General features: G+C 48.1%; 21 protein-coding genes and 3 tRNA genes. 3 read left to right on the plus strand and 21 right to left on the minus strand.

Annotation, left to right across the window (positions count from 1 at the left end; translation table 11 throughout):
- Positions 1-75 precede the first annotated feature (75 nt).
- Complete coding sequence (locus tag FA954_RS11405; RefSeq protein ID WP_037994249.1) at positions 76-681, plus strand: pentapeptide repeat-containing protein; 606 nt, start codon at positions 76-78, stop codon at positions 679-681.
- A 129-nt stretch (positions 682-810) separates the two neighbouring features.
- Here the strand turns inward: FA954_RS11405 and FA954_RS11410 are convergent, their stop codons facing one another.
- The 13 genes from FA954_RS11410 to FA954_RS11470 all read right to left on the minus strand — a co-directional run bounded on the left by FA954_RS11410 (position 811) and on the right by FA954_RS11470 (position 12,802).
- Complete coding sequence (locus FA954_RS11410) at positions 811-1,416, minus strand: LysE/ArgO family amino acid transporter (protein WP_037994309.1); 606 nt, start codon at positions 1,414-1,416, stop codon at positions 811-813.
- A gap of 293 nt (positions 1,417-1,709) precedes the next feature.
- Positions 1,710-2,030, minus strand: coding sequence for an NUDIX domain-containing protein (locus FA954_RS11415; protein WP_138615124.1), 321 nt, complete (start codon positions 2,028-2,030; stop codon positions 1,710-1,712).
- 133 nt (positions 2,031-2,163) lie between these two features.
- Positions 2,164-3,309 carry a sporulation protein YhbH gene (gene yhbH / locus FA954_RS11420; protein ID WP_037994248.1) on the minus strand — a complete coding sequence of 382 codons (1,146 nt, stop codon included), beginning with the start codon at positions 3,307-3,309 and terminating at the stop codon, positions 2,164-2,166.
- A gap of 91 nt (positions 3,310-3,400) precedes the next feature.
- Positions 3,401-5,296, minus strand: a complete 1,896-nt coding sequence (locus FA954_RS11425) for a PrkA family serine protein kinase (RefSeq protein ID WP_037994246.1) — start codon at positions 5,294-5,296, stop codon at positions 3,401-3,403.
- Positions 5,297-5,503: 207 nt separating this feature from the next.
- The gene (locus FA954_RS11430; RefSeq protein ID WP_049719701.1) at positions 5,504-6,253 is read right to left on the minus strand and encodes an HAD family hydrolase; all 750 of its coding nucleotides are present in this window, start codon (positions 6,251-6,253) and stop codon (positions 5,504-5,506) included.
- A 30-nt stretch (positions 6,254-6,283) separates the two neighbouring features.
- Positions 6,284-6,748 (minus strand): tRNA (cytidine(34)-2'-O)-methyltransferase, encoded by a 465-nt coding sequence (locus tag FA954_RS11435; protein WP_037994242.1) that lies wholly within the window; start codon positions 6,746-6,748, stop codon positions 6,284-6,286.
- Positions 6,749-6,820: 72 nt separating this feature from the next.
- Positions 6,821-7,318, minus strand: coding sequence for an amidase domain-containing protein (locus FA954_RS11440; protein ID WP_175413209.1), 498 nt, complete (start codon positions 7,316-7,318; stop codon positions 6,821-6,823).
- Between the two features lie 61 nt (positions 7,319-7,379).
- Positions 7,380-7,985 carry a hypothetical protein gene (locus tag FA954_RS11445; RefSeq protein WP_131470852.1) on the minus strand — a complete coding sequence of 202 codons (606 nt, stop codon included), beginning with the start codon at positions 7,983-7,985 and terminating at the stop codon, positions 7,380-7,382.
- 65 nt (positions 7,986-8,050) lie between these two features.
- The gene (locus FA954_RS11450; protein WP_037994238.1) at positions 8,051-8,578 is read right to left on the minus strand and encodes a methylated-DNA--[protein]-cysteine S-methyltransferase; all 528 of its coding nucleotides are present in this window, start codon (positions 8,576-8,578) and stop codon (positions 8,051-8,053) included.
- A gap of 270 nt (positions 8,579-8,848) precedes the next feature.
- Positions 8,849-9,997, minus strand: a complete 1,149-nt coding sequence (gene queG / locus FA954_RS11455) for a tRNA epoxyqueuosine(34) reductase QueG (RefSeq protein WP_049719699.1) — start codon at positions 9,995-9,997, stop codon at positions 8,849-8,851.
- Between the two features lie 71 nt (positions 9,998-10,068).
- Positions 10,069-10,500, minus strand: a complete 432-nt coding sequence (gene rnhA, locus FA954_RS11460) for a ribonuclease HI (RefSeq protein WP_037994234.1) — start codon at positions 10,498-10,500, stop codon at positions 10,069-10,071.
- Positions 10,497-12,209 (minus strand): ABC-ATPase domain-containing protein, encoded by a 1,713-nt coding sequence (locus FA954_RS11465; RefSeq protein ID WP_037994232.1) that lies wholly within the window; start codon positions 12,207-12,209, stop codon positions 10,497-10,499. Before FA954_RS11465 ends, rnhA begins: the two co-directional genes overlap by 4 nt.
- Positions 12,206-12,802 carry a uracil-DNA glycosylase gene (locus tag FA954_RS11470; RefSeq protein ID WP_049719697.1) on the minus strand — a complete coding sequence of 199 codons (597 nt, stop codon included), beginning with the start codon at positions 12,800-12,802 and terminating at the stop codon, positions 12,206-12,208. Before FA954_RS11470 ends, FA954_RS11465 begins: the two co-directional genes overlap by 4 nt.
- Before the next feature lie 147 nt (positions 12,803-12,949).
- Here FA954_RS11470 and FA954_RS11475 point away from each other — a divergent pair, with 147 nt between their 5' ends.
- Positions 12,950-13,786 carry an HAD family hydrolase gene (locus FA954_RS11475; RefSeq protein WP_062842834.1) on the plus strand — a complete coding sequence of 279 codons (837 nt, stop codon included), beginning with the start codon at positions 12,950-12,952 and terminating at the stop codon, positions 13,784-13,786.
- A gap of 58 nt (positions 13,787-13,844) precedes the next feature.
- Here the strand turns inward: FA954_RS11475 and FA954_RS11480 are convergent, their stop codons facing one another.
- Positions 13,845-15,392, minus strand: coding sequence for an FAD-dependent monooxygenase (locus FA954_RS11480; RefSeq protein ID WP_138615125.1), 1,548 nt, complete (start codon positions 15,390-15,392; stop codon positions 13,845-13,847).
- A gap of 199 nt (positions 15,393-15,591) precedes the next feature.
- Between FA954_RS11480 and FA954_RS11485 the strand changes: the two genes are divergently transcribed.
- Complete coding sequence (locus FA954_RS11485; RefSeq protein WP_037994228.1) at positions 15,592-16,212, plus strand: TetR/AcrR family transcriptional regulator; 621 nt, start codon at positions 15,592-15,594, stop codon at positions 16,210-16,212.
- An 80-nt stretch (positions 16,213-16,292) separates the two neighbouring features.
- On the opposite strand, the gene FA954_RS11490 is transcribed toward FA954_RS11485, so the two are convergent.
- The 7 genes from FA954_RS11490 to FA954_RS11520 all read right to left on the minus strand — a co-directional run bounded on the left by FA954_RS11490 (position 16,293) and on the right by FA954_RS11520 (position 19,418).
- Positions 16,293-16,369 (minus strand) — tRNA-Pro (locus FA954_RS11490).
- 5 nt (positions 16,370-16,374) lie between these two features.
- Positions 16,375-16,451, minus strand: a tRNA-Pro gene (locus FA954_RS11495).
- Positions 16,452-16,626: 175 nt separating this feature from the next.
- Positions 16,627-16,836, minus strand: coding sequence for a phage holin (locus FA954_RS11500; protein ID WP_037994225.1), 210 nt, complete (start codon positions 16,834-16,836; stop codon positions 16,627-16,629).
- A 223-nt stretch (positions 16,837-17,059) separates the two neighbouring features.
- Positions 17,060-17,145, minus strand: a tRNA-Leu gene (locus FA954_RS11505).
- Between the two features lie 232 nt (positions 17,146-17,377).
- The gene (locus tag FA954_RS11510) at positions 17,378-17,920 is read right to left on the minus strand and encodes a hypothetical protein (protein ID WP_037994224.1); all 543 of its coding nucleotides are present in this window, start codon (positions 17,918-17,920) and stop codon (positions 17,378-17,380) included.
- 116 nt (positions 17,921-18,036) lie between these two features.
- Positions 18,037-18,240, minus strand: a complete 204-nt coding sequence (locus tag FA954_RS11515) for a hypothetical protein (protein WP_138615126.1) — start codon at positions 18,238-18,240, stop codon at positions 18,037-18,039.
- Positions 18,241-18,341: 101 nt separating this feature from the next.
- Entirely contained in the window at positions 18,342-19,418 is a 1,077-nt protein-coding gene (locus FA954_RS11520; protein ID WP_138615127.1) for a WD40/YVTN/BNR-like repeat-containing protein, read from the minus strand.
- Between the last annotated feature and the right edge of the window lie 62 nt (positions 19,419-19,480).

A 19,480-nucleotide genomic window follows, 5' to 3' on the forward strand; every position in this document is an offset into this window, starting at 1 on the left:
GATAAAACCACTCCTGTCTTTATTCGCCAGACTGTTGTATATTCTTTGTAACAACCTTAACAAGGGAGAATGGACATGACAAAGTGGACAAAAAAAGAGTTCGTCGATGAAGATTTCAGCCATCAACGCATTCCCGACGTATCCATGGAAGACTGCCATTTTCTCCGCTGCCGTTTCAGACAAACGTTTTTGAAGGAAATCAGCACCATCCGTTGTGTCTTTGAAGAATGCCATTTTGCTCATGCAATCCTGAACGGCTCCACGCATCAGGGATCGGCCTTTTTCAATTGTCAATTTGAACACGCCCGGTTGTTTGCTTCGGTTTTTGAAAACTGCAAAATGACCGGCTCTTCCTTCGGCGAGGCCGATTTCACCGGGGTTTCCATCCAAGGCGGAGACTGGTCTTACACCTTGTTGCGAAATCAGCATTTTAAACGTTGCGACCTTTCCGGAATCCGGTTCAAAGAAGCCGACTTATATGGTACAGAGTTTGAAAAATGCAATTTAAAAGAGGCGGATTTATCTTACGCGAATATCCAAGGGGCTTCTTTCAAAGGATCCGATTTGAGAGGCGCCGTCTTGGAAGGAGTGGATTTGAAAAGCTCCAACTTAAAAGGAACCCGCATCGACCTTGCGCAAGCCATCCAACTCGCTCGCTCGTTTGGTGCAACAGTTGAGTAAATTTCAGACGGTTTATCTATGAAACATGTAACTACATCTATACTGATAAAATATCCGCCAGGTTAAAACAACAAAAATCAACCCGGTGACGGTTGGTTCGCCACCAGGTTGATGAAAAGGCTCCGGGCTTCAGATGGTAAACAGCAGGTACAAAGCCGTGCCCCACATAATGAAAGCCGACACCTTGTTCAACATGTTGATCACGTCGGCGGATTGATGGAGCCTTCCCACTTGCTTTCCCATCCATGCCAGGGAAAAGAACCAGATCCAGGATACGGCGACACAGGCAAGCGTAAAAGCAAGCTTTTCGACACCGGTGTAGGAAAGGGAACTGGTGCCGATCACCCCGATCGTATCCATGATGGCATGCGGATTGAGCAATGAAACGGAAACAGCAAAAGCGATTTGCTTTTTGGGGGAAAGCGATGACTTTTGCGGCTGATCCGGGTCCGGTTGGCTTTTGAAAGTCACCCATCCCATATAGATTAAAAAGAGGGTGCCTGCGAGGATCAGCATCACCTTGACCCAATATACGCCAAAAACCACAACCGATACGCCCAAAACAGCCAAAGAGATCAGGAGCGTGTCACAAACCGATGCAGTGAGAACCACCGGCAAAGCCCGGAGGAACTTGGGTTGCGTGGCCCCCTGATTAAAAACAAAAACATTCTGAACCCCGAGCGGCAAGATCAGCCCGAAAGACAAAATGATTCCATGAATCACGGCTTGGATCATTTTATACTGCTTTCCTTTCCGGATCACTTTCAGATTTCTGTTTCTTAACAGAGTAATTTAATTCAGCAAACGCTAAAGAATCCCCTTCTTGAAATCTAAAATCATTTCGCAAAAAAAGCATATCTCTTCAGCTGGATCACAAAAGCAGCCGTCTTCTGAAATCAGTGATCTTCTATTGATCTTTTTCTTTCAGTCCAACCGAAGCTGTCAAACCATTTGCCTTTTTTGTAGTTATCAATGGCCCTTATCGTGTTTACCGGTAATTGATCCAACGGGAAGAACCTTAAATCATCTCATTTATGAGGTTCTTGATTCTTTATTTCTCCTTCCCATTCTTTCATGGTTGCAAAGAAATCGATCCGCTCATCCCCGGCTTTGCGATGCATGACACCGACGATTTCAATGTTCTCTTCTGTCAAATGTACTCCGGCTTCTTCCTTTGCTTCGCGAACGGCAGCTTGTTTAACGGTCTCTCCGCCATCCAAATGACCGGCGACAACAGAGTAATTCCCGTCTTCATAACCCGTATTGAAACGACGAAGCAACAAAATTTGATGATCCTTGATAAAAAAGAGATGAATCGTGACCGGTGCAGTAAATCGCTTGGTTGCCATCTCGGACAACTCCTTTTAGATCAAATCCCGAAATAATCATTATTTTACCAATTCTCTTTCTATCTGTCTATTTAGTACCCCAATCATTGTCCAAAAGAAAAAACACCTCCTCAAAGAGAAGGCGTTTTTTGATTCAAGTCTCTTTCTTTCCAAAAAAGTGCTTCAGCGCATCATAGACTTGCCCTTTTTCCCGGATGACAAAGTGGGCAAAGCGCGGCACTTTCAAATGGCGATACGCACTCATCAAGGTGGAATGGCGGTTATATTGGTTGACTTCCCCGTAGCCAAACATATTGGAACGTTTGAGGATTTCGCGCACCAATTGAACGCAGCGTTCATTATCCGAACTTAAATTGTCTCCATCCGAAAAGTGGAACGGGTAAATATTATACCGGTCATGCGGATAGCGGGAATCAATAATTTCCAGAGCTTTCCGGTAGGCGGAGGAACAAATGGTTCCGCCGCTTTCCCCTTTGGTGAAAAATTGTTCCTCGCTCACTTCCTTGGCTTCCGTGTGATGAGCGATGAACACGATCTCGACATTTTCGTACTTGGTGCGAAGGAAACGGGTCATCCAGAAAAAGAAACTACGGGCAATATATTTTTCAAAAACCCCCATCGATCCGCTGGTGTCCATCATGGCGATTACGACCGCATTGGAATGCGGCACGACGATGTCTTCCCATGTTTTAAAGCGGAGATCATCAACGGAGATTTGGGTCTTTTTGCTTCCTTTCAGTGCATTTCGTTTAATGGCCGCCAGCAACGTGCGTTTTTTATCGATGTTTCCCATCAATCCTTTTTTGCGGACATCATTGAAGCGGATGTCGTCCACCGACATATCCTGGCTTTCTTTACTTTCCAGGTGCGGCAGTTCCAACTCGGAAAACAACATGCCTTCCAATTCTTCCACGGAGACTTCCGCTTCATAATAATCGTGTCCTGCTTGATCGCCGGCTCCCTGTCCTTTTCCCGGCCCCTGATTGCCGGAACCGGGTTCTTTCCCCAACACATCTCCCACCTTGCTGTCCCCATTTCCTTGTCCCACATGCTTCCCTTTGTTGTAGTTATAACGGAAACGGTATTCTTCAATGGAGCGAACCGGGATTTTCACGATCTGCTTCCCGTCCGACATAATGATGCTTTCTTCACTGATTAAATCCGGCAGGTTTTTTCGGATCGCTTCTTTCACTTTTTCCTGGTGCCGCATTTGGTCCTGATATCCTTTGCGATGAAGGGACCAGTCTTCCTCAGAGACAATAAACGGGGGGTGCGCCATGGATTTCACCTCCCTGAAATCAAGCCCTTTAGACTGTTGCGGCAAGGATCCTCCTTCCGACAGAAGAATCCTTGCCGCAATTTTTTGACCATCAGCGGTTTAACAAACTGCCCACATATCTTAAAAGCTCATTGGCACTGGCAGGCGTGTATCCGTATTCGGTCACCAGCCGGTTGATCACTTCATTGATTTTTTTCAATTGGTTTTCATCCGGGGTTTTGGTGGATGTCGTGATTTTCACCACGTCCTTGAGATCGGCAAACAATTTTTTCTGGATCGCCTCACGCAGGCGGGGATGCTGTTTATAATCAAACTTTTTCCCTTTGCGTGCATAAGCCGAAATGCGAATCAAAATCTCTTCGCGGAACGCTTTTTTGGCGTTTTCCGAAATGCCGATCTGCTCTTCAATGGAACGCATCAACTTTTCATCCGGCTCCAGTTCTTCGCCGGTGATCGGATCGCGGATTTTTTGCCAGTTGCAATAAGCTTCCACATTATCCAGATAATTTTCCATCAGGGTTTCTGCCGACTCTTCATAAGAGTAGACAAAAGCTTTTTGCACTTCTTTTTTGGCGATTTCGTCGTATTCTTTCCGGGCGATGGAAATGAAATGGAGGTATTTATCGCGTTGCTCAGGAGTAATGGAAGGATGTTGGTCCAAACCGTCTTTGAGGGAACGAAGAATATCCAGAGCGTTGATAAAATTGGTTTCCGTCTTGATGAGTGCACTGGAAATACGGTTGATGACATAGCGGGGGTCAATGCCGGACATGCCTTCATCGAGATGTTCATTGCGCAATTCATCCACATCGATGTCTTTGGATCCTTCGACCACTTCCCCGTCATACAGGCGCATTTTCGTCAAAAGATCCACTTTTTTCGATTCTTTCAACCGGGTCAGAATGGAAAAGATCGCTGCGGCTCTGAGCGAGTGGGGAGCAATGTGGATGTGGGCCAGGTCACTTTGTCCAATTAATTTTTTATAAATTCTTTCTTCTTCCGTCACGCTTAAATTATACGGAATGGGCATCACGATGATCCGTGATTGCAGCGCTTCATTTTTCTTATTGGCAATAAACGCTTTGTACTCGGCTTCATTGGTGTGGGCGACAATCACTTCATCCGCGGAGATAAGTGCAAAACGGCCGGCTTTGAAATTGCCTTCCTGGGTCAGTGACAACAAGTTCCACAGAAACTTCTCATCGCACTTGAGCATTTCCTGGAACTCCATCAACCCGCGGTTGGCTTTGTTCAGCTCGCCGTCAAACCGGTAAGCGCGCGGATCGGACTCCGAACCGTATTCGGTGATGGTGGAAAAGTCAATGCTTCCCGTCAAATCGGCGATATCCTGTGATTTGGGGTCAGACGGGCTGAACGTTCCAATCCCGACCCGTTCATCCTCGGACAAGATGATCCGTTTCACGGGAACGTCTTCAATCCGTCCGTTGAATTCTTCCTTCAACCGGAACCGGCAAGACGGGCAAAGTTTTCCTTCGATCTTTACGCCAAACTCTTTTTCAAATTCGGGCCTCAACTCTTCGGGAATCAAGTTGAGCGGTTGTTCATGCATCGGGCATCCTTTAATCGCGTAAACGGCCCCTTCGTCGGTCATGGAGTACTTCTCCAACCCCTTTTTCAACAGCGTGACGATGGTGGACTTTCCTCCACTGACCGGTCCCATCAGCAGAAGGACCCGTTTTCTGACATCCAAGCGCCGGGCGGCGGAGTGAAAATACTCTTCGACCAGGCGGGTGATGGCCTGATCCAGCCCGAACAGCTCTTTTGTGAAGAAATGGTATTTTTTATTTCCTTGTGAATCGGTTGAAACACCGTCTTTTATAATCATATCGTAAACTCGGGAATGAGCGGTTTGAGCCACGCGGGGATTTTTCTTCACAATGTCCAGATAGTCAATGAAGGTTCCTTCCCATTCCAAGCTCTTCTCGCGGTTGCGATACTCCTCAAGGCGTCTGAGGAAATGATCCATGGAAAGCCTCCTCTCTAAACTTTCAAACCAAACCGTTGACTTTTCAAATCCCTGGTGACTAACAATCTGAAAAAGGAAAAGAGACTAAGGCGTGATTTTCTATCATATATATGCGCTATTTAGAAAGTTGTTACTTCTATTTTATCAGAATTTAAAGGAAAAAGATAGAAAAACCTCAGGAAAAAATCTGAGGTTTTTCAAAAATCTTCAGCGGATGGATGGCTCAGAATCTCTTTTTTCAAATACGCCGGTTTGCTGTTGGATCGATTCCAACAAGGTTTGAAGATCCCCGGCATCATCAACCGGATACGTCGGTTTTCCCCGGTCAATTTGGTATTCGGATTTCAAATAGAATGTTTTCATTCCCGTGGTGGAAGCCACCATGTCTTCCTGCATATCGTTGCCGATCATGACACATTCTTCCGGCCGGACCCCGATCCGCCCGGCAACTTCCAGATAATATTTGGGATTGGGTTTGCAATAGTGGGCCTCTTCATACACAGTCACCCATTGAAAGGGCAGATCATTGATTCCGGCCCATTTCAACCGCTCCATGATTGCGGCCTTCGGGAAAACCGGATTGGTTGCCACTGCGACTTTATACCCGTGATCCACCGCGGCTTGTACCACTTTCCGGGACAAAGGACTCACCTTTGTATATTTGGAAAGTTTCGGGAAATCTTGTTCATAAAATTGATTGAATAAAGGCCAGATGATTTCCCGGTCCAGCCCCGAACGTTTGAGAAACTCCCGTTCAAAAATTTGTTCGTTGGTCCTTGTCCCGTCCCCGCTTTTAATCATGGCTTCCGTCGCTTCCCAAATGGTTTGGATCAGTTGATCAGGAGCGATCAGGTGCTTCACCTTTCCCGCCAGTTCTTTTAAGTAAATGCGTACGAAAGACTCCGTGTCAAGCGGCAGCAGCGTACCGTCCAAATCAAACAAGCATGCTTTGATCATAAGATGTCCCTCTTTCTGTGTGAATCTCCGTCAGACCAGGTTCTTAAAGCCGGTTTGTCTCAACCCTTCATACAAAACAATGGCAACGGAGTTCGATAAGTTTAACGAACGGGAGACCGGCCGCATGGGAATCCGAATCATGGTATCCTTGTGCGCCTCCAAAATTTCAGGCGCCAATCCTTTGGTTTCTTTGCCGAAAACAAAAAAATCATTTTCCCGGTAAAACGGTTCGGTATAATGTTTTTTCGCAAAGGTTTCCACACAAAAAAAGCGCCCATCCGGGTACTTTTCCTTCAATTCGTCAAAGGAATCATGATATTCGATATCGAGTTCATGCCAATAATCGAGACCGGCCCGTTTTAATTTGCTGTCATCGATCTCAAAACCCAGCGGACGAACCAAATGCAATTTCGCCCCGGTCACCGAACAAGTGCGGGCAATGTTTCCTGTATTTTGCGGAATTTCCGGTTCAACCAGCACGATATGAAACGGCACAGTTTCATCCCTTCCATCTGTCCAAACTTCCTGTCTATTTTACCTGAAAAAGAAAATCCGCTTCAACTGTTCCTATTCAATGCGGAAAAACACATAGCGTGTCTGTGGTGTCCAGGCGGGGGAATCACGATACTCCCAACGGCGATGCAGGCTGTTTTGGGTATGCGCATTGACCAGCGGCTGTCCGTCTGCATCATACGCCGTTACAATCGTATTGTGATTGAAACGCCCGTCTCCTTCCCAATCATAACAAATCACATCCCCCAATAAAAGCTCCCCGGCCGACCCGACCATTCGGCATCTGCCCGTGGAACCCCCTTTTTTCAAAAACAGATACAAACTGTGGGCAACCGACCAGCTGAAACTCCATTGGTGGTTCCTGCTGTCTCTCCGGTACCACCATCCCTCTTTCCTGCTCCCGAAAACCATGGGCATTCCGCCTGCATACAGGCATTGGGAAACAAAATTGGTACAGTCATCTTCAAAAAGCAGATATCCGGGATGGTGGCTGTTCCAGTATCGATTGGCAAAAGCGACCGCCCGTTGCCGGTTGTAAACCATGCTCGTCATCCACAACGCTCCTTTTTCGGTTTTTACAAACATCCTATGAATCCGGCAACGGGATCATTCTCTATTTAAAGCGGCCCACCCAAACCTCCCCCACTTTGACACTGTAAATGGTCTCTTTCTTTCCTTCGCACAAGTGAAGCTCGGTCTGCTGATAAACTTTGCCCAAAATTTGCTTGATCTCTTGGGAAGCGAGGGAGCTTTTTTTCAAATCGCTTTTTGTAAACACATCACTTTCGATATGAAGATTCCAATCCAGTTGATCCAACCGCGCCTTCAACCGGGGAAACCAATTGCCGGGAAAAGGTTTCGGATCCGGATCGGGGTCAAACATCCCCCACGGCGGACGGGATTCACCTGTCGAGACAACAATTTGCGATTCCGTCATGTGCGGAAGAAAAAGCCACAGCTGCAGTTCACAATCTTTCCGGGCTTGCTGCAGTTTTTGCTGCCAGTATTCACTGACATCCAGCAATGCTTCCAATAACAATTGCTGATACCACAAAGGGGGCTTCCTTCTCTTTAAAACATGCAACGGGGGAACACGCTCGTATTCTTCCAATTCCCGAAGAGGTAACGCCATCGCCGCCTGTTTCCAGTGCTCGATTTTCCGGACTTGTCTTTTCCAACCCCGGATCTTTTTCTTTTTTTTCCTGTGATGTAAAATCATATGAATTCCCCCATTCAAAAAGAAAAACGGATGTTTCCATCCGCAGGATCCGTGTTTTGCTTTGTTTATGGTTTTAACCAACCTTCCAGTGTCAGCAGGTATTCTTTAATATGGAGGCCGCCTCCGTATCCGACCAGCGAACCGTTTGAACCGATGACCCGGTGACAAGGGATGACGATGGACAACGGATTTTTATTGTTGGCCCCGCCCACTGCCCGCACTGCTTTCGGCGACCCGATGGCGGACGCGATCTCTTTATACGTCCGGACTTCGCCGTAAGGAATGGTGGAAAGCTGCCGCCAAACCCTTTTTTGAAACGGGGTTCCGTACAGGTCAAACGGAATCTCAAATGTCTTCCGTGTTCCCTGAAAATACTCATCAATTTCGTCCATATACGGGAGCAATGCCTGCTCGTTCTTTTCCAGTGTGTAATGGCGAAACCAATGATTCAACCAGATCCCGGCTCCCAAAACGGGATCGTTTTGTTTGCAAAAGTCCAAGTAAATAAGCCCCCGCTGATTCGCCAACAGGGTGATCAAACCGACCGGACTTTCCATGTGACTCCAAACCATACGTTGCGTCCCTGAGGCCATGAAATAAACCTCCCATTCGGGATTTCGTCACTTGACAAAAAACATCTTCAGATTATAGACGAATCGATTTGCAATATGTTGCAAGAAATTCATATTCAAGGGGTGCTGCCGTCCTGATAAAGGAATACCAACCATCGCATCTTCCGGATGATTGAAACCGAAGATCCTTAAAAGTCTGTTTCACATGCATTATTCTCTAGTGTTTAGAATGAATTCTCTTTATCTGTAAAAACTCCTCTTGATCAACTTGGTTTCAATCGGATGAATCTTTCAGGAGACAACCGGGTCCCCGGCAAAGAATTCCAGGCCTTTGTCAATTTCCCGCAAGACGTCCGGATCGGTTTCTTTTTCTTTGGCTTCAAGCAATGCTTCTTTCGCTTCATCTCCTCCGATTTTGCCCAACGCCCATGCCGCCGTTCCCCGGATGACCGGGCGCGGGTCGTCCCGAAGCAGCCGGACAAGACCGGAAACGGCGGAGCGATCCCGGAAGTGGGCCAAAGCCAAAATCGCATTTCGTTGGATCGGTTTTTTCCCCCGCCATGAACCGGCCATCGATCCGTACGTTTCCTTAAACTCCCGGTTGCTGATGGAAAGCAGCGGCTTCAAAAGCGGCTTCACTTTTTCCGCATCCGGGCGAAATTCCGGTTGATGGTCAAAATCGATCTTCCGGTTTTTCGGGCAAACGATTTGGCAGGTATCGCACCCGTAAAGACGATTTCCGATTTTCCCCCTGTATTCATCCGGCAAAAAACCTTTCGTCTGGGTGAGATAAGCAATGCAGGATTGGGCATTCAATTGCCCCGGTTGCACCAGCGCCCCGGTCGGACAGGCATCGAGGCAAAGCGTGCAATCGCCGCATCCGTCCGTCACCGGTTCATCCGGAGGGAGATACACATCGGTGATCATTTCCCCCAAGTAAACCCAGGAACCAAATTCCTCCGTGATGATCGCCGTGTTTTTTCCGCTCCAGCCGATGCCTGCTCTTTCTGCCACGGCCCGATCCGACAATGCGCCGGTATCCACCATGATCATGGTCCGCGCTTCGGGCACCCACTCTTTTAATGCCGCTTCCAATTGGCGGAGCCGTTCTTTTAACACATCATGGTAGTCCTGCCCCCAAGAAGCCCGGCAAAAATACCCCCGATAAGCCCCTTCTTCCGAGCGCGGGGCATTTTTTAACCGGGAGGGATAACTCAGGGCAATGGCGATGATTGTTTTCGCTTGAGGAAGAGACAGACTGGGATCCACCCGTTTTTCGATGTCCGGCTCTTCAAAACCGGATGCATATCCTTTTTCCCGGCTCTCCTTCAGTCTCTCCTTGAGCTCAGTAAACGGATCCGCGCTGGCAAAACCGATTTTGTCGATTCCGATTTCCTTTGCTTTTTCCTTCAACCGTTGCTTCAATTCCTCTGCATTCACCTTTCTCACCCCCTTTTTAACCTGTTATTATATCACTGTTATCTATCCATTTGATCCATCAGTTTATTCCATCACTTAGGTACAGCCGCACGGGCCAGCTCATCGCAGCGATTGTTCCACGTCACATTGCTGTGTCCTTTGACTTTGACAAACTCCACGTCATGCTTTTCCATCAACGCAAGCAATTTTTTCCACAAATCTTGATTTTCCACCGGCTTTTTCCCGGAGGTCATCCAACCGTTTTTTGCCCATTTCTCATACCATTTTTGCTGCATGCAGTTGACAATGTATGCACTGTCTGAATGCACCTTGACACGGCAAGGTTCTTTCAGCCGGGATAACGCCTCGATGACTGCGGTCAGTTCCATCCGGTTATTGGTGGTCACTTCCTCGCCCCCGGAAATTTCCTTATGGTGTTCTTTATACATCAATACGGCCGCCCATCCCCCCGGGCCGGGATTGTGGGAACAGGCCCCATCGGTATAGACAATCACTTCTTTCAACGCCCATTCTCTCCTTTGACCGCCAGCGTCCGCATCCGGTTGACAGCCGCTGCGATTTCGTATTTGCGGGGAAGTGCCAAATCCCCGGGATGCCCGCGAAACGGGGAAATCCAGTCCAATCCTTTTTCCTTGATTTCCGATTCGATTTCCTCCAGCAATTGCCGCAATGATTTCCTGCCATCTGCTCGCTCTCCGAGCAAACGCAAAATTTGGGCGATGGCACGGGTTTGGCTGGGATCGACCAACTGTTCCAAGTAGGTCAGATCAATCGTGCCGGAACCCAAAAGGATGCTTTTCAATCCTTTGGCTTCCGCCTTTTCTTTCCGGCCCTTTCTCGCATCAAAACTTTTGGCAACCGGGTTGCGGCGGGAAACCTCTCCGAAGGATTCTCCGCCTTCCGGTGCTCTGCCCGATTGATGGACACCGGCAATTTCTTTGGCCTGACGGGTCACATCATAAGGCAGGTAATGGTCCATCATGATCACATGATCCGCCACATCGAAGTAATCCCCGGATCCGCCCAGGACCAAAATGGTGGACACCCGGTTTTCTTCATAAAGCTGGCGCACTTTGTCAATAAACGGGGTGATCGGTTCTTTTCCTTTGGCCACCAAAGACTGCATCCGTGCATCCCGGATCATAAAGTTGGTGGCACTGGTATCTTCATCCACCAAAAGGCAGGTGCTTCCCATTTCGAGGCTTTCCATGATGTTGGCCGCTTGGGAAGTGCTTCCGCTGGCATCTTCGGTGGAGAATTGATCCGTATCTTTGCCCAGAGGCAACCGGCTGATAAACGGGGAAATGTTCACCTTTTCCACCCGGCGTCCGTCTTCGGCCCGAATCTTGACGGCATCTTCCACGGTAATCACATATTCCCTGCCGTCTCCGGCAACATGGTTGTACACCCCGCGCTCAATGGCCTTGAGCAAGGTGCTTTTTCCGTGATAGCCCCCTCCCACGATGAGGGTGATGCCTTCGGGAATCGCCATGCCGGAAATCGGTTCGCCATGCGGCACCGGAATCACCGCTTGCAATGACTCCGGCGAGCGGAATGGAACCACTTTTCCGCTTTTTAAGGGGCGGTTGCTGATCCCGCTTTCACGCGGCAAAACCGCTCCGTCCGCCACAAACGCAACCCATCCGTTTTCTTTCAGCGCTTTGCGGATCGCCTGCTGGTTGTCTGTCAGTTTCATCCGGTCTTCAATCTTTTTTATGTCCTTCTCCGACAGCTTCATTTCTCTGACAATCCGGGGCAGGAAATCAAGCAGCATTTGTTCCGCCTGCCTGCCCAAAACCGTCCGTCCCCGGGCCGGCAATCCGATATGTATCCGGGCTTCCATATATTCCGGTTCCACCACCACGGCCGTTCTCTCCAAAATTTCCTGTCCCGGCCGGTCCATGGTCATCAATCCGCTTTTTCCCGTGCCGGAAGCTTTAAAGGAATACTTCTCCAACCGGTGCGACCATTTCCGGGCCAACCAGTCTTCCAATGCCACTTTTCTCTCCCGGGTTTGAATCCAGGACAGATCGACGGGAACCTCTTTCCGCTCCAATCGCACCCGCACTCTGGACGGAGTGGCAAAAGGATCTCCCTGAACATAATCGATGAATAATTGAAAATCCGGAAATTGATAGGTCCCCTGCAAGTCTTTGTAGGCTTTGTACCCTTTTCCGTCAATGCGTTTTAAAATTTGGCTTAACTGTTTCATTGCGGTTCACCATCCTCATGCTTGTCCTGTTTGGAAGCATTATTTAAAAGTTTTTTGTATACATCCCGGATCTGCTTGAAATCTTCCCAAGACTCCCTTTTGGCGCTTGGGTTCCGGAGCAGATAGGCCGGATGATAGGTTGGCATGAAGAGCACCCCTTTGCGCCGGATCCATTTTCCCCTGACGCGGGTGATCCGGGCAGACGGATCGATTAAAGCCCGGGTGGGTGCTGCACCTAACGTAACAATTATTTTGGGACGAATCAATACAAATTGCTGCCGTAAAATGGAAATACATGTATTCATTTCTTCATCCTTGGGCGTCCGGTTTCCCGGCGGACGACATTTGACAATATTCGTAATAAATATTTCTTGACGGGGAATTTCGGCAGCTTCTAAAATTTTATTCAACAGTTGTCCCGCTTTGCCGACGAAAGGGCGGCCTTGGCGATCCTCATCGGCACCCGGTCCTTCACCGACAATCATCAAAGGAGAACGGGGATTTCCTTCTCCCATCACCACTTGGGTTCTTCTTTGGTGTAACGGACACATGGTGCACTGCTCGTATCTTTTCGCCAATGTCTCAAGGTCCATTCTCTTCTCTCCCTTTTCTTCCGGTTTCTCCTCTGTCAAGAAATATGTTATACTCTTAGGAATTCCATTTCAAAAGCTTTAACAAAAACTCAACCTCCTGTTGATCTTTCTGCTTTATTCCGGAAATAGCAAAGGAGTTGAAAATCATTGGAACTGTTACCTTATCCTTTCTTTGTCTCAGATATTGACGGCACCCTGCTTGACGATAAAAGACAAATTTCCGAAGCCAATAAAAATGCCATCGCATCCTTCCGGAAATCAGGAGGCGTTTTCACCCTCGCCACCGGAAGAACGTATATGGAAGCCAAACGGTTTATTGGAGAATTGGAGATTCAGGTTCCTGTCATTTTGTGCAACGGCGCCGCCATGTACGATCCGGTTTCCAACAAACAAATGCCGGTCAAAACCTTTGAGCGCCAAATGATTCTCCAACTGGTGAAGGAATGGAAGAAAACCATTCCTCCCCAAGTGGACATTTTTGTCTACGGGTTGGACCGGGTTTACGGAACCAAAATCGGGTATGTGACCCAAGCCAGCATCGACGAAGGATTTGAACCCGAAATCATCTCTTCTTTTGATAAATTGCCGGACATTCCTTATTTGAAAGTGGTGGCAATCGCCGAAAAGGAAGAGATGAAGGCCATGCTCGATTGGTCCAAGCAACGGTCGGACGCATTTCCGTTAGATTGCATCTTGTCTTCGGATGAATACTTTGAAATCCTGCCTTCCGGAATCTCAAAAGGAAATGCCGTGTTGCAACTGTTGGAAAGCATTCATCTTCAGGCCGGCCAAGCCGCGGCCATCGGAGACCACTTGAATGACTTGTCCATGCTGGAAATCGTCGGCTTGCCGGCCGCAGTGGCCAACGCCCATCCGCTCGTGTTGCAACAAGCCGCGGTGCATGTGCCGCCACATCACCAAGACGGGGTTAAACATTTCATCCAACACCATTTGCTTCCCCACAAAGCCAAAGCATCGTTATAGAAAAAAGGACGACAGGGACGGATCGGACTTCCTGTCGTCTTTCTTTTGAACATGATTTTTAACACGGAAACGGTTCGTTCCCAAACGGGACAATGCGGTATTCATCCAGAAAAGCCTGCATTTTGTCAACCTCTTGAGGGGTACCGGCCACAGCGATATAGCCGTCCGGCCTCACCAGAAAAACCGAGTTTTTCTGAACTCCTGATTTGCCCATGTCCGGCGTCCATTTCACTTCATGCAAAACCATCGCGTTTTTATCTGCAAACTTTCGCAGGGACGGGGTGGTTTCGCCATAAAGATGAAGTTGCCAATCCACCGATTGCAATGGTTTATAGTTTTCCCCGCCGCCGGTTTGCACCCACGGCAAACGGTCGCCCCCTTGGATCGCTCCGGTTTTTCCGGCGCTGAGCAAACTGCCCCGATAATTGACTTGTGTTTGTGAGACAGTTTTAAAGAACTTTTCTTTTGCTCCCGGAAGTTTGACCAGTTTGGGAAGGAGACGAGGAATAAACACTTCTTTATAAAAGGAGGAAGACAGTCCTTTTCCTTCCATCACCCGAATCACTCCTTTAAAGAACCGGTCCGTGGTGGCGACCAATGTTTTGGCAAAGATCAACCGCTCCTGTTCATATGAATCCAATATTCGTTCATCCGCTTTCTTTTGCAAAACCGCGGCAATCTTCCAACCCAGATTCATCGCATCCCCGATGCCGGTATTCATGCCTTGTCCCCCTGCCGGACTGTGAATATGCCCCGCATCGCCGGCTAAAAAAACCCGGCCGACGCGAAACTTTTCACTGACTCGGTGATGGACTTTGTACGAAGAGTACCAGTTGACTTCTTCAATTTTCACCGGAAAGATTTTTTCAATCAAGGGAATCAGCGGCGTCAAGTCCTCCGGAATGCCCCGGCTTAAAACTTCTTTCGGAATCAGCCCGATAAACCGGGCATGCTCCTTGTCGCGGAGATTGACAGCCAAGCAAAATTCTCTTTCTGAAAATCCGGCTCCCATCCCTTGCAAAGGATTTTTGGTTTTGACATCCGCCACAAAAAAGACTTGCTCATAGGTTCCGCCCGGAAAGCCGAGCCCCAACGCTTTTCGAACCGTGCTGTGCGCTCCGTCACACCCGCACACATAATCATAAGATGGTTCCTCTTTCATTCCCTGCCTTTGAATTATGACATGAACCCTGCTATCCGTTTCCTTTAAATCCAACAGTCCGGTTTCCCACTCGACCCCAACACCTTTGGCATTTAAATATTCGATTAATATGGCTTCATGCTCATCTTGGGCCAGACTTAACAGATAAGGATAAGGGCTGATGTTTTCCGCCATTTTTTCGCCCAATTCCACTTTGGATACCGATTCCGCATCTTTAAAAATTTGTAATTCGGCCACTTTGATGCCGGCCTCGATCAACCGGTCCGCCAAACCGAACTGGCTGTACAGCTCCAAGGTTCTGGCATGAACCGCCATGGCTCTGGAAAGTGTGCCGGGCCCCCGACTTTGATCAATGATCCGAAAAGGAATCCCTTGTTTTTGAAGCGAAATGGCCAGCGCCAAGCCGGTGGGGCCGGCACCGACAATGAGTACTTGGGGTTTCATTCCTTTCCCTTCTTTCCGCTTTAAAGTGAACCATACCATTTTTCACGCCGATTTTTACTTCCTGTATAATAAACAACAGGTTGTTCATTTTCATTATAATTTTTGGATTTCATCCGCAACAATGATCAAAACGGCGGAATCTGTCGGTTATGGAACACTTCCGGATGCAGTGTCGTCCAAAAAGGGAAGGAGGAGCCCGATGCGAAAAAATCAAACGGATCTGCGTGTACTTCGAACGCGGAAAACGATTAAAGAAGCATTCGTGGAATTGATGGAGGAAAAAGGCTTTGACGCGATCACCGTAAAAGACATCACCACGAGAGCCGGGATCAACCGGGGAACCTTTTATGCGCACTATCAGGACAAGTTTGATCTCATGGACAAATATCAGGAAGAGATCCTGACGGAGATGGCAGAAATCGTCAAACGGAATCTGCCGAATGCCCTTTCTGAAATCAATGACTCGTCCCCCACTTTAAAACCGGTGAGCACGATTGTTTCCATTTTGGGATATATCAATCAAAATCACCGGTTTATGAAAACATTGTTGGGCCCCAAAGGAGACTTGACTTTTCAAAACCGATTGAAAGAATTCATGTGGAATGCACTCATCAAAAACAATCCAAACTCCATATTGAAAGAAGAAAATTTGCTGGTTCCGGGACATTACCTGATTTCTTATATTGCTTCCGCCCATATCGGAGTGGTTCAGCAGTGGTTAAACAGCGGAAGAAAAGAATCCCCCGAGGAAATGGCGCGTATCCTATCCACCATCACTGTGAACGGACCATTCTTTGCCGCCGGTTTGAAAAAAGCTTGACCTTCCCTTTGCAAATAAATAAAAAGCGCAGGCCTTTTCTCAAGACCTGCGCACATACCATGAATCCGTCCAGATATCGTTGGTCGGGACGACAGGATTCGAACCTGCGACCCCCTGGTCCCAAACCAGGTGCTCTACCAAGCTGAGCCACGTCCCGCTAACTGGTCGGGATGACAGGATTCGAACCTGCGACCCCCTGGTCCCAAACCAGGTGCTCTGCCAAGCTGAGCCACATCCCGACAATTCGGTTATTTCAGGGCCTCAATTTTCAAACGACGAGTCCCATTTTAACATGCCATCCTTTCCAATGTCAATCATCAATTCTTTCTGCCTTGAAGCCGGAAAGGCTGTCTTCAAAATGCAAAAAGACGTTCACGGAAGCATCCGTGTGAACGTCTCAAAAAATCCTTTCCATTATGATTTGGAATCATCTTTGTACCATTTGCTTTCCGTGGTGGGATCATTAATAATCCCGAGCGCTACCAGAATGGCGATAATCAGATCCACAATCGCATTTCCCTCAGTGATCCCCAGGTCAAAACCGGCATACCGAAGACCTCCGGCAACAAATGCCAACAATGATAACCAGAAACCATAGTTGCGAAACCGAGTCATCCAATTCATCCCGATTCGCCCCCATTCCCTGAATGTAAGCCGGCTGAAAAGCCAGCTCCAGCATCATCATATGCAGGGAAAAGAAAAACATTTTCTGATCAATACCCATTCGGTAAAAAAAGACGTCCGTCCAAGATCCGCCGAAATTCCTCCGGGCCCATCCAATCTCCTTTCATCCCGGAGCATCAAACAATAAAAAAACGGTTTCCTTCATCAGGAAACCGTTTCGCTTTGGTGCCGAAGGTGGGAGTCGAACCCACACTCCATAAAGGAACACGATTTTGAGTCGTGCGCGTCTGCCAATTCCGCCACTTCGGCATGACAGGCGGTTAAAAAATTTCAATCTCGCTTGGAACGATTTTTATTATATACGCTTTATTCTCGAATGTCAAATAAAATTTTTAGAGATTGCCGGACATCAACCGAAGATCCTATACCCCCGAAAACCCCGGATAAAAAGCGGATTTCGGCCCACCCTTCCGATCCATTTCCAACCCGCACTCTTTATTTACGCAATATTAAAAATATATTTTTTGGCAAGATTGACCCATTACGTTCCATCCACCGGGTCAGACGCTTTATTCAACCTTTCCGCAAGGCGGTGCAAAGTTTCATAATCGCCGTATTGGACCGGATATGCTTGGCGATCGTTATTGTGGTAAGTGGCAACTTTTGACTGATCGTGATATGGATACCGTTCCCACAACCAGCCCATGTTTTCGACGATATCGCGTTTATGCCCTGCGCACCAAACACCGGCATGATACAAGCCGACCTTTTGCTCATAAAATTGTTCCCGATTCAGTTCTCCGCTTATCCTCTTTACGTAAAAATCAACAGCCCGCGGAGGAAACCCCAGCGCAAGACCCAACAGGCGATGAAACTCTGTGCTGTCGCGGGAAAGGTTTTCGACTGCTTTGGCAAACCCGTCACGCTCCGGCTCATCCCGAAAGAAAATGTCATAGCCGGGATAAACGGAAAAACGCGGGAACTTTTCGAGTTTTTTCAAAGCATCTGGTGGCAATTGGGCCAAGCATTCATAGCTAGACGGCTTGATTCCCGCAAGAAAACTTTCAGTCGGCATCCATTCCATGAGCGATCCCTCCGGTTAGTTTGATTTCTCTCGACTATCTCATCTTTGCGCAGCATTTGATAGTCGCAACATTTAAAATGCAGTGCGTGTTTTAGTTATATTTTTTATGTATAAATTCATGAAAGAAAATTACTCACGTGATCATACACTTCTTTGGCTGTTTCCAGCAATCCTCGCACGGCTTGTACCCGTTCGGCTGCATCGCGTATCCCCAATACATTAATATTTTGTATTGAAACATTTTTATACCCATTAATGGAACCGTATCCTGTAACAGACCCGATACCTAATATCCTCGTCTTACGCACTTCGCTTGGCATCAAGCACAACCATTCGTGTTACGCCGGCAAAAAATCCTTATCCATTTTTGCCTCACATGAGCAGGCACCTGAAAGGCCTGCTCATGTTTTTCCGATCCGGATTAACAATCAATGACCAACAGGGTATGCGGATGTTGAGACCGGTATTCCTCTTTCCACCCGAGCTTGATTTTCTTCCATGTCTTTCCGGCATCAGCAGACCGGAAAAGCCCCAGATTGTTCAACGCGTAAAAAACCCCGGATTCCGACGGGTCGTTTGCCAATGCAGAAATCAGCATTCCTTCCGGCCCCGGCAAGCCGTCAACCGATTCCATCCATCGATCCCCTTCTTTTCGATAAATGGTGGATGAAGCCTGTTCCATTCTGGCGTGGTGAGCGTTATTCGGATGAATGGAGGCAGAGACAAGCACCCAATCCGGGTTTTTGACATCGACCGCCAACCCGTATAAATAAGGATGTTTCAGACCCTGGCCCAAAGGAATCCAAGATTGGCCCCCGTCACGGCTTTCCATGTAGCCGCAACCTTCACGGAACAATCCGTCGCCGCATGCCGCATACAAACGATCCGGTTGACTGGGATGCACCAACAGGGTATGAGCGTCCAGGGGACCTTGAAATTTTTTGTCTTCCCAGGTTTTTCCCCCGTCCAGACTACGCAGCACAGCGCCAAACTCGATCGAAACATAAATCCGTTCCGATTGCTCCGGATCCGGCGTAATCCACCGGACATGATGCGTGTGCGGCCGGGGAGGGAAACTCCAGGTCCGATGCGAAGGCACGAATTTCATCTCTTTATGTTCCCGCCAGGTTTGGCCTCCGTCTTCCGATGAAAAAAGCGCACTCGGTTCCGTTCCGACATATACCACCCCGTAACCATTCCCTTTTTGATGCGGGCTCACCGCCACGGCAGTGATTTTTTCATAAAGAATTCCTTTTTCTTTTAACGGCTCAAAATAATCACATCCATCCCCGACAGGGTACCATGAATCGCCAAAATCGTCCGAACACCACAAGCCACGGCCGAAGGTCCCGCAGTACAACCGTTCCGGCCGGAACGGATCTTGAGCAATGCAAGTGGGTTGCATGCCTTTGAGACGGGAAGTTGTCCCGGCACTTTCCCCATCATCCAGGTCAGCCACCAATAATTCCCGTTCCATCCCCAGCAAAAGTCGCTTCATTCAATGATCCCTCCACACACTTGTTTTATGGATCAAACCCGATGGATCCATTTTTTCTTTTC

Origin of the sequence: Thermoactinomyces vulgaris (assembly GCF_005886755.1) — a bacterium.
Classification (GTDB): domain Bacteria; phylum Bacillota; class Bacilli; order Thermoactinomycetales; family Thermoactinomycetaceae; genus Thermoactinomyces; species Thermoactinomyces vulgaris.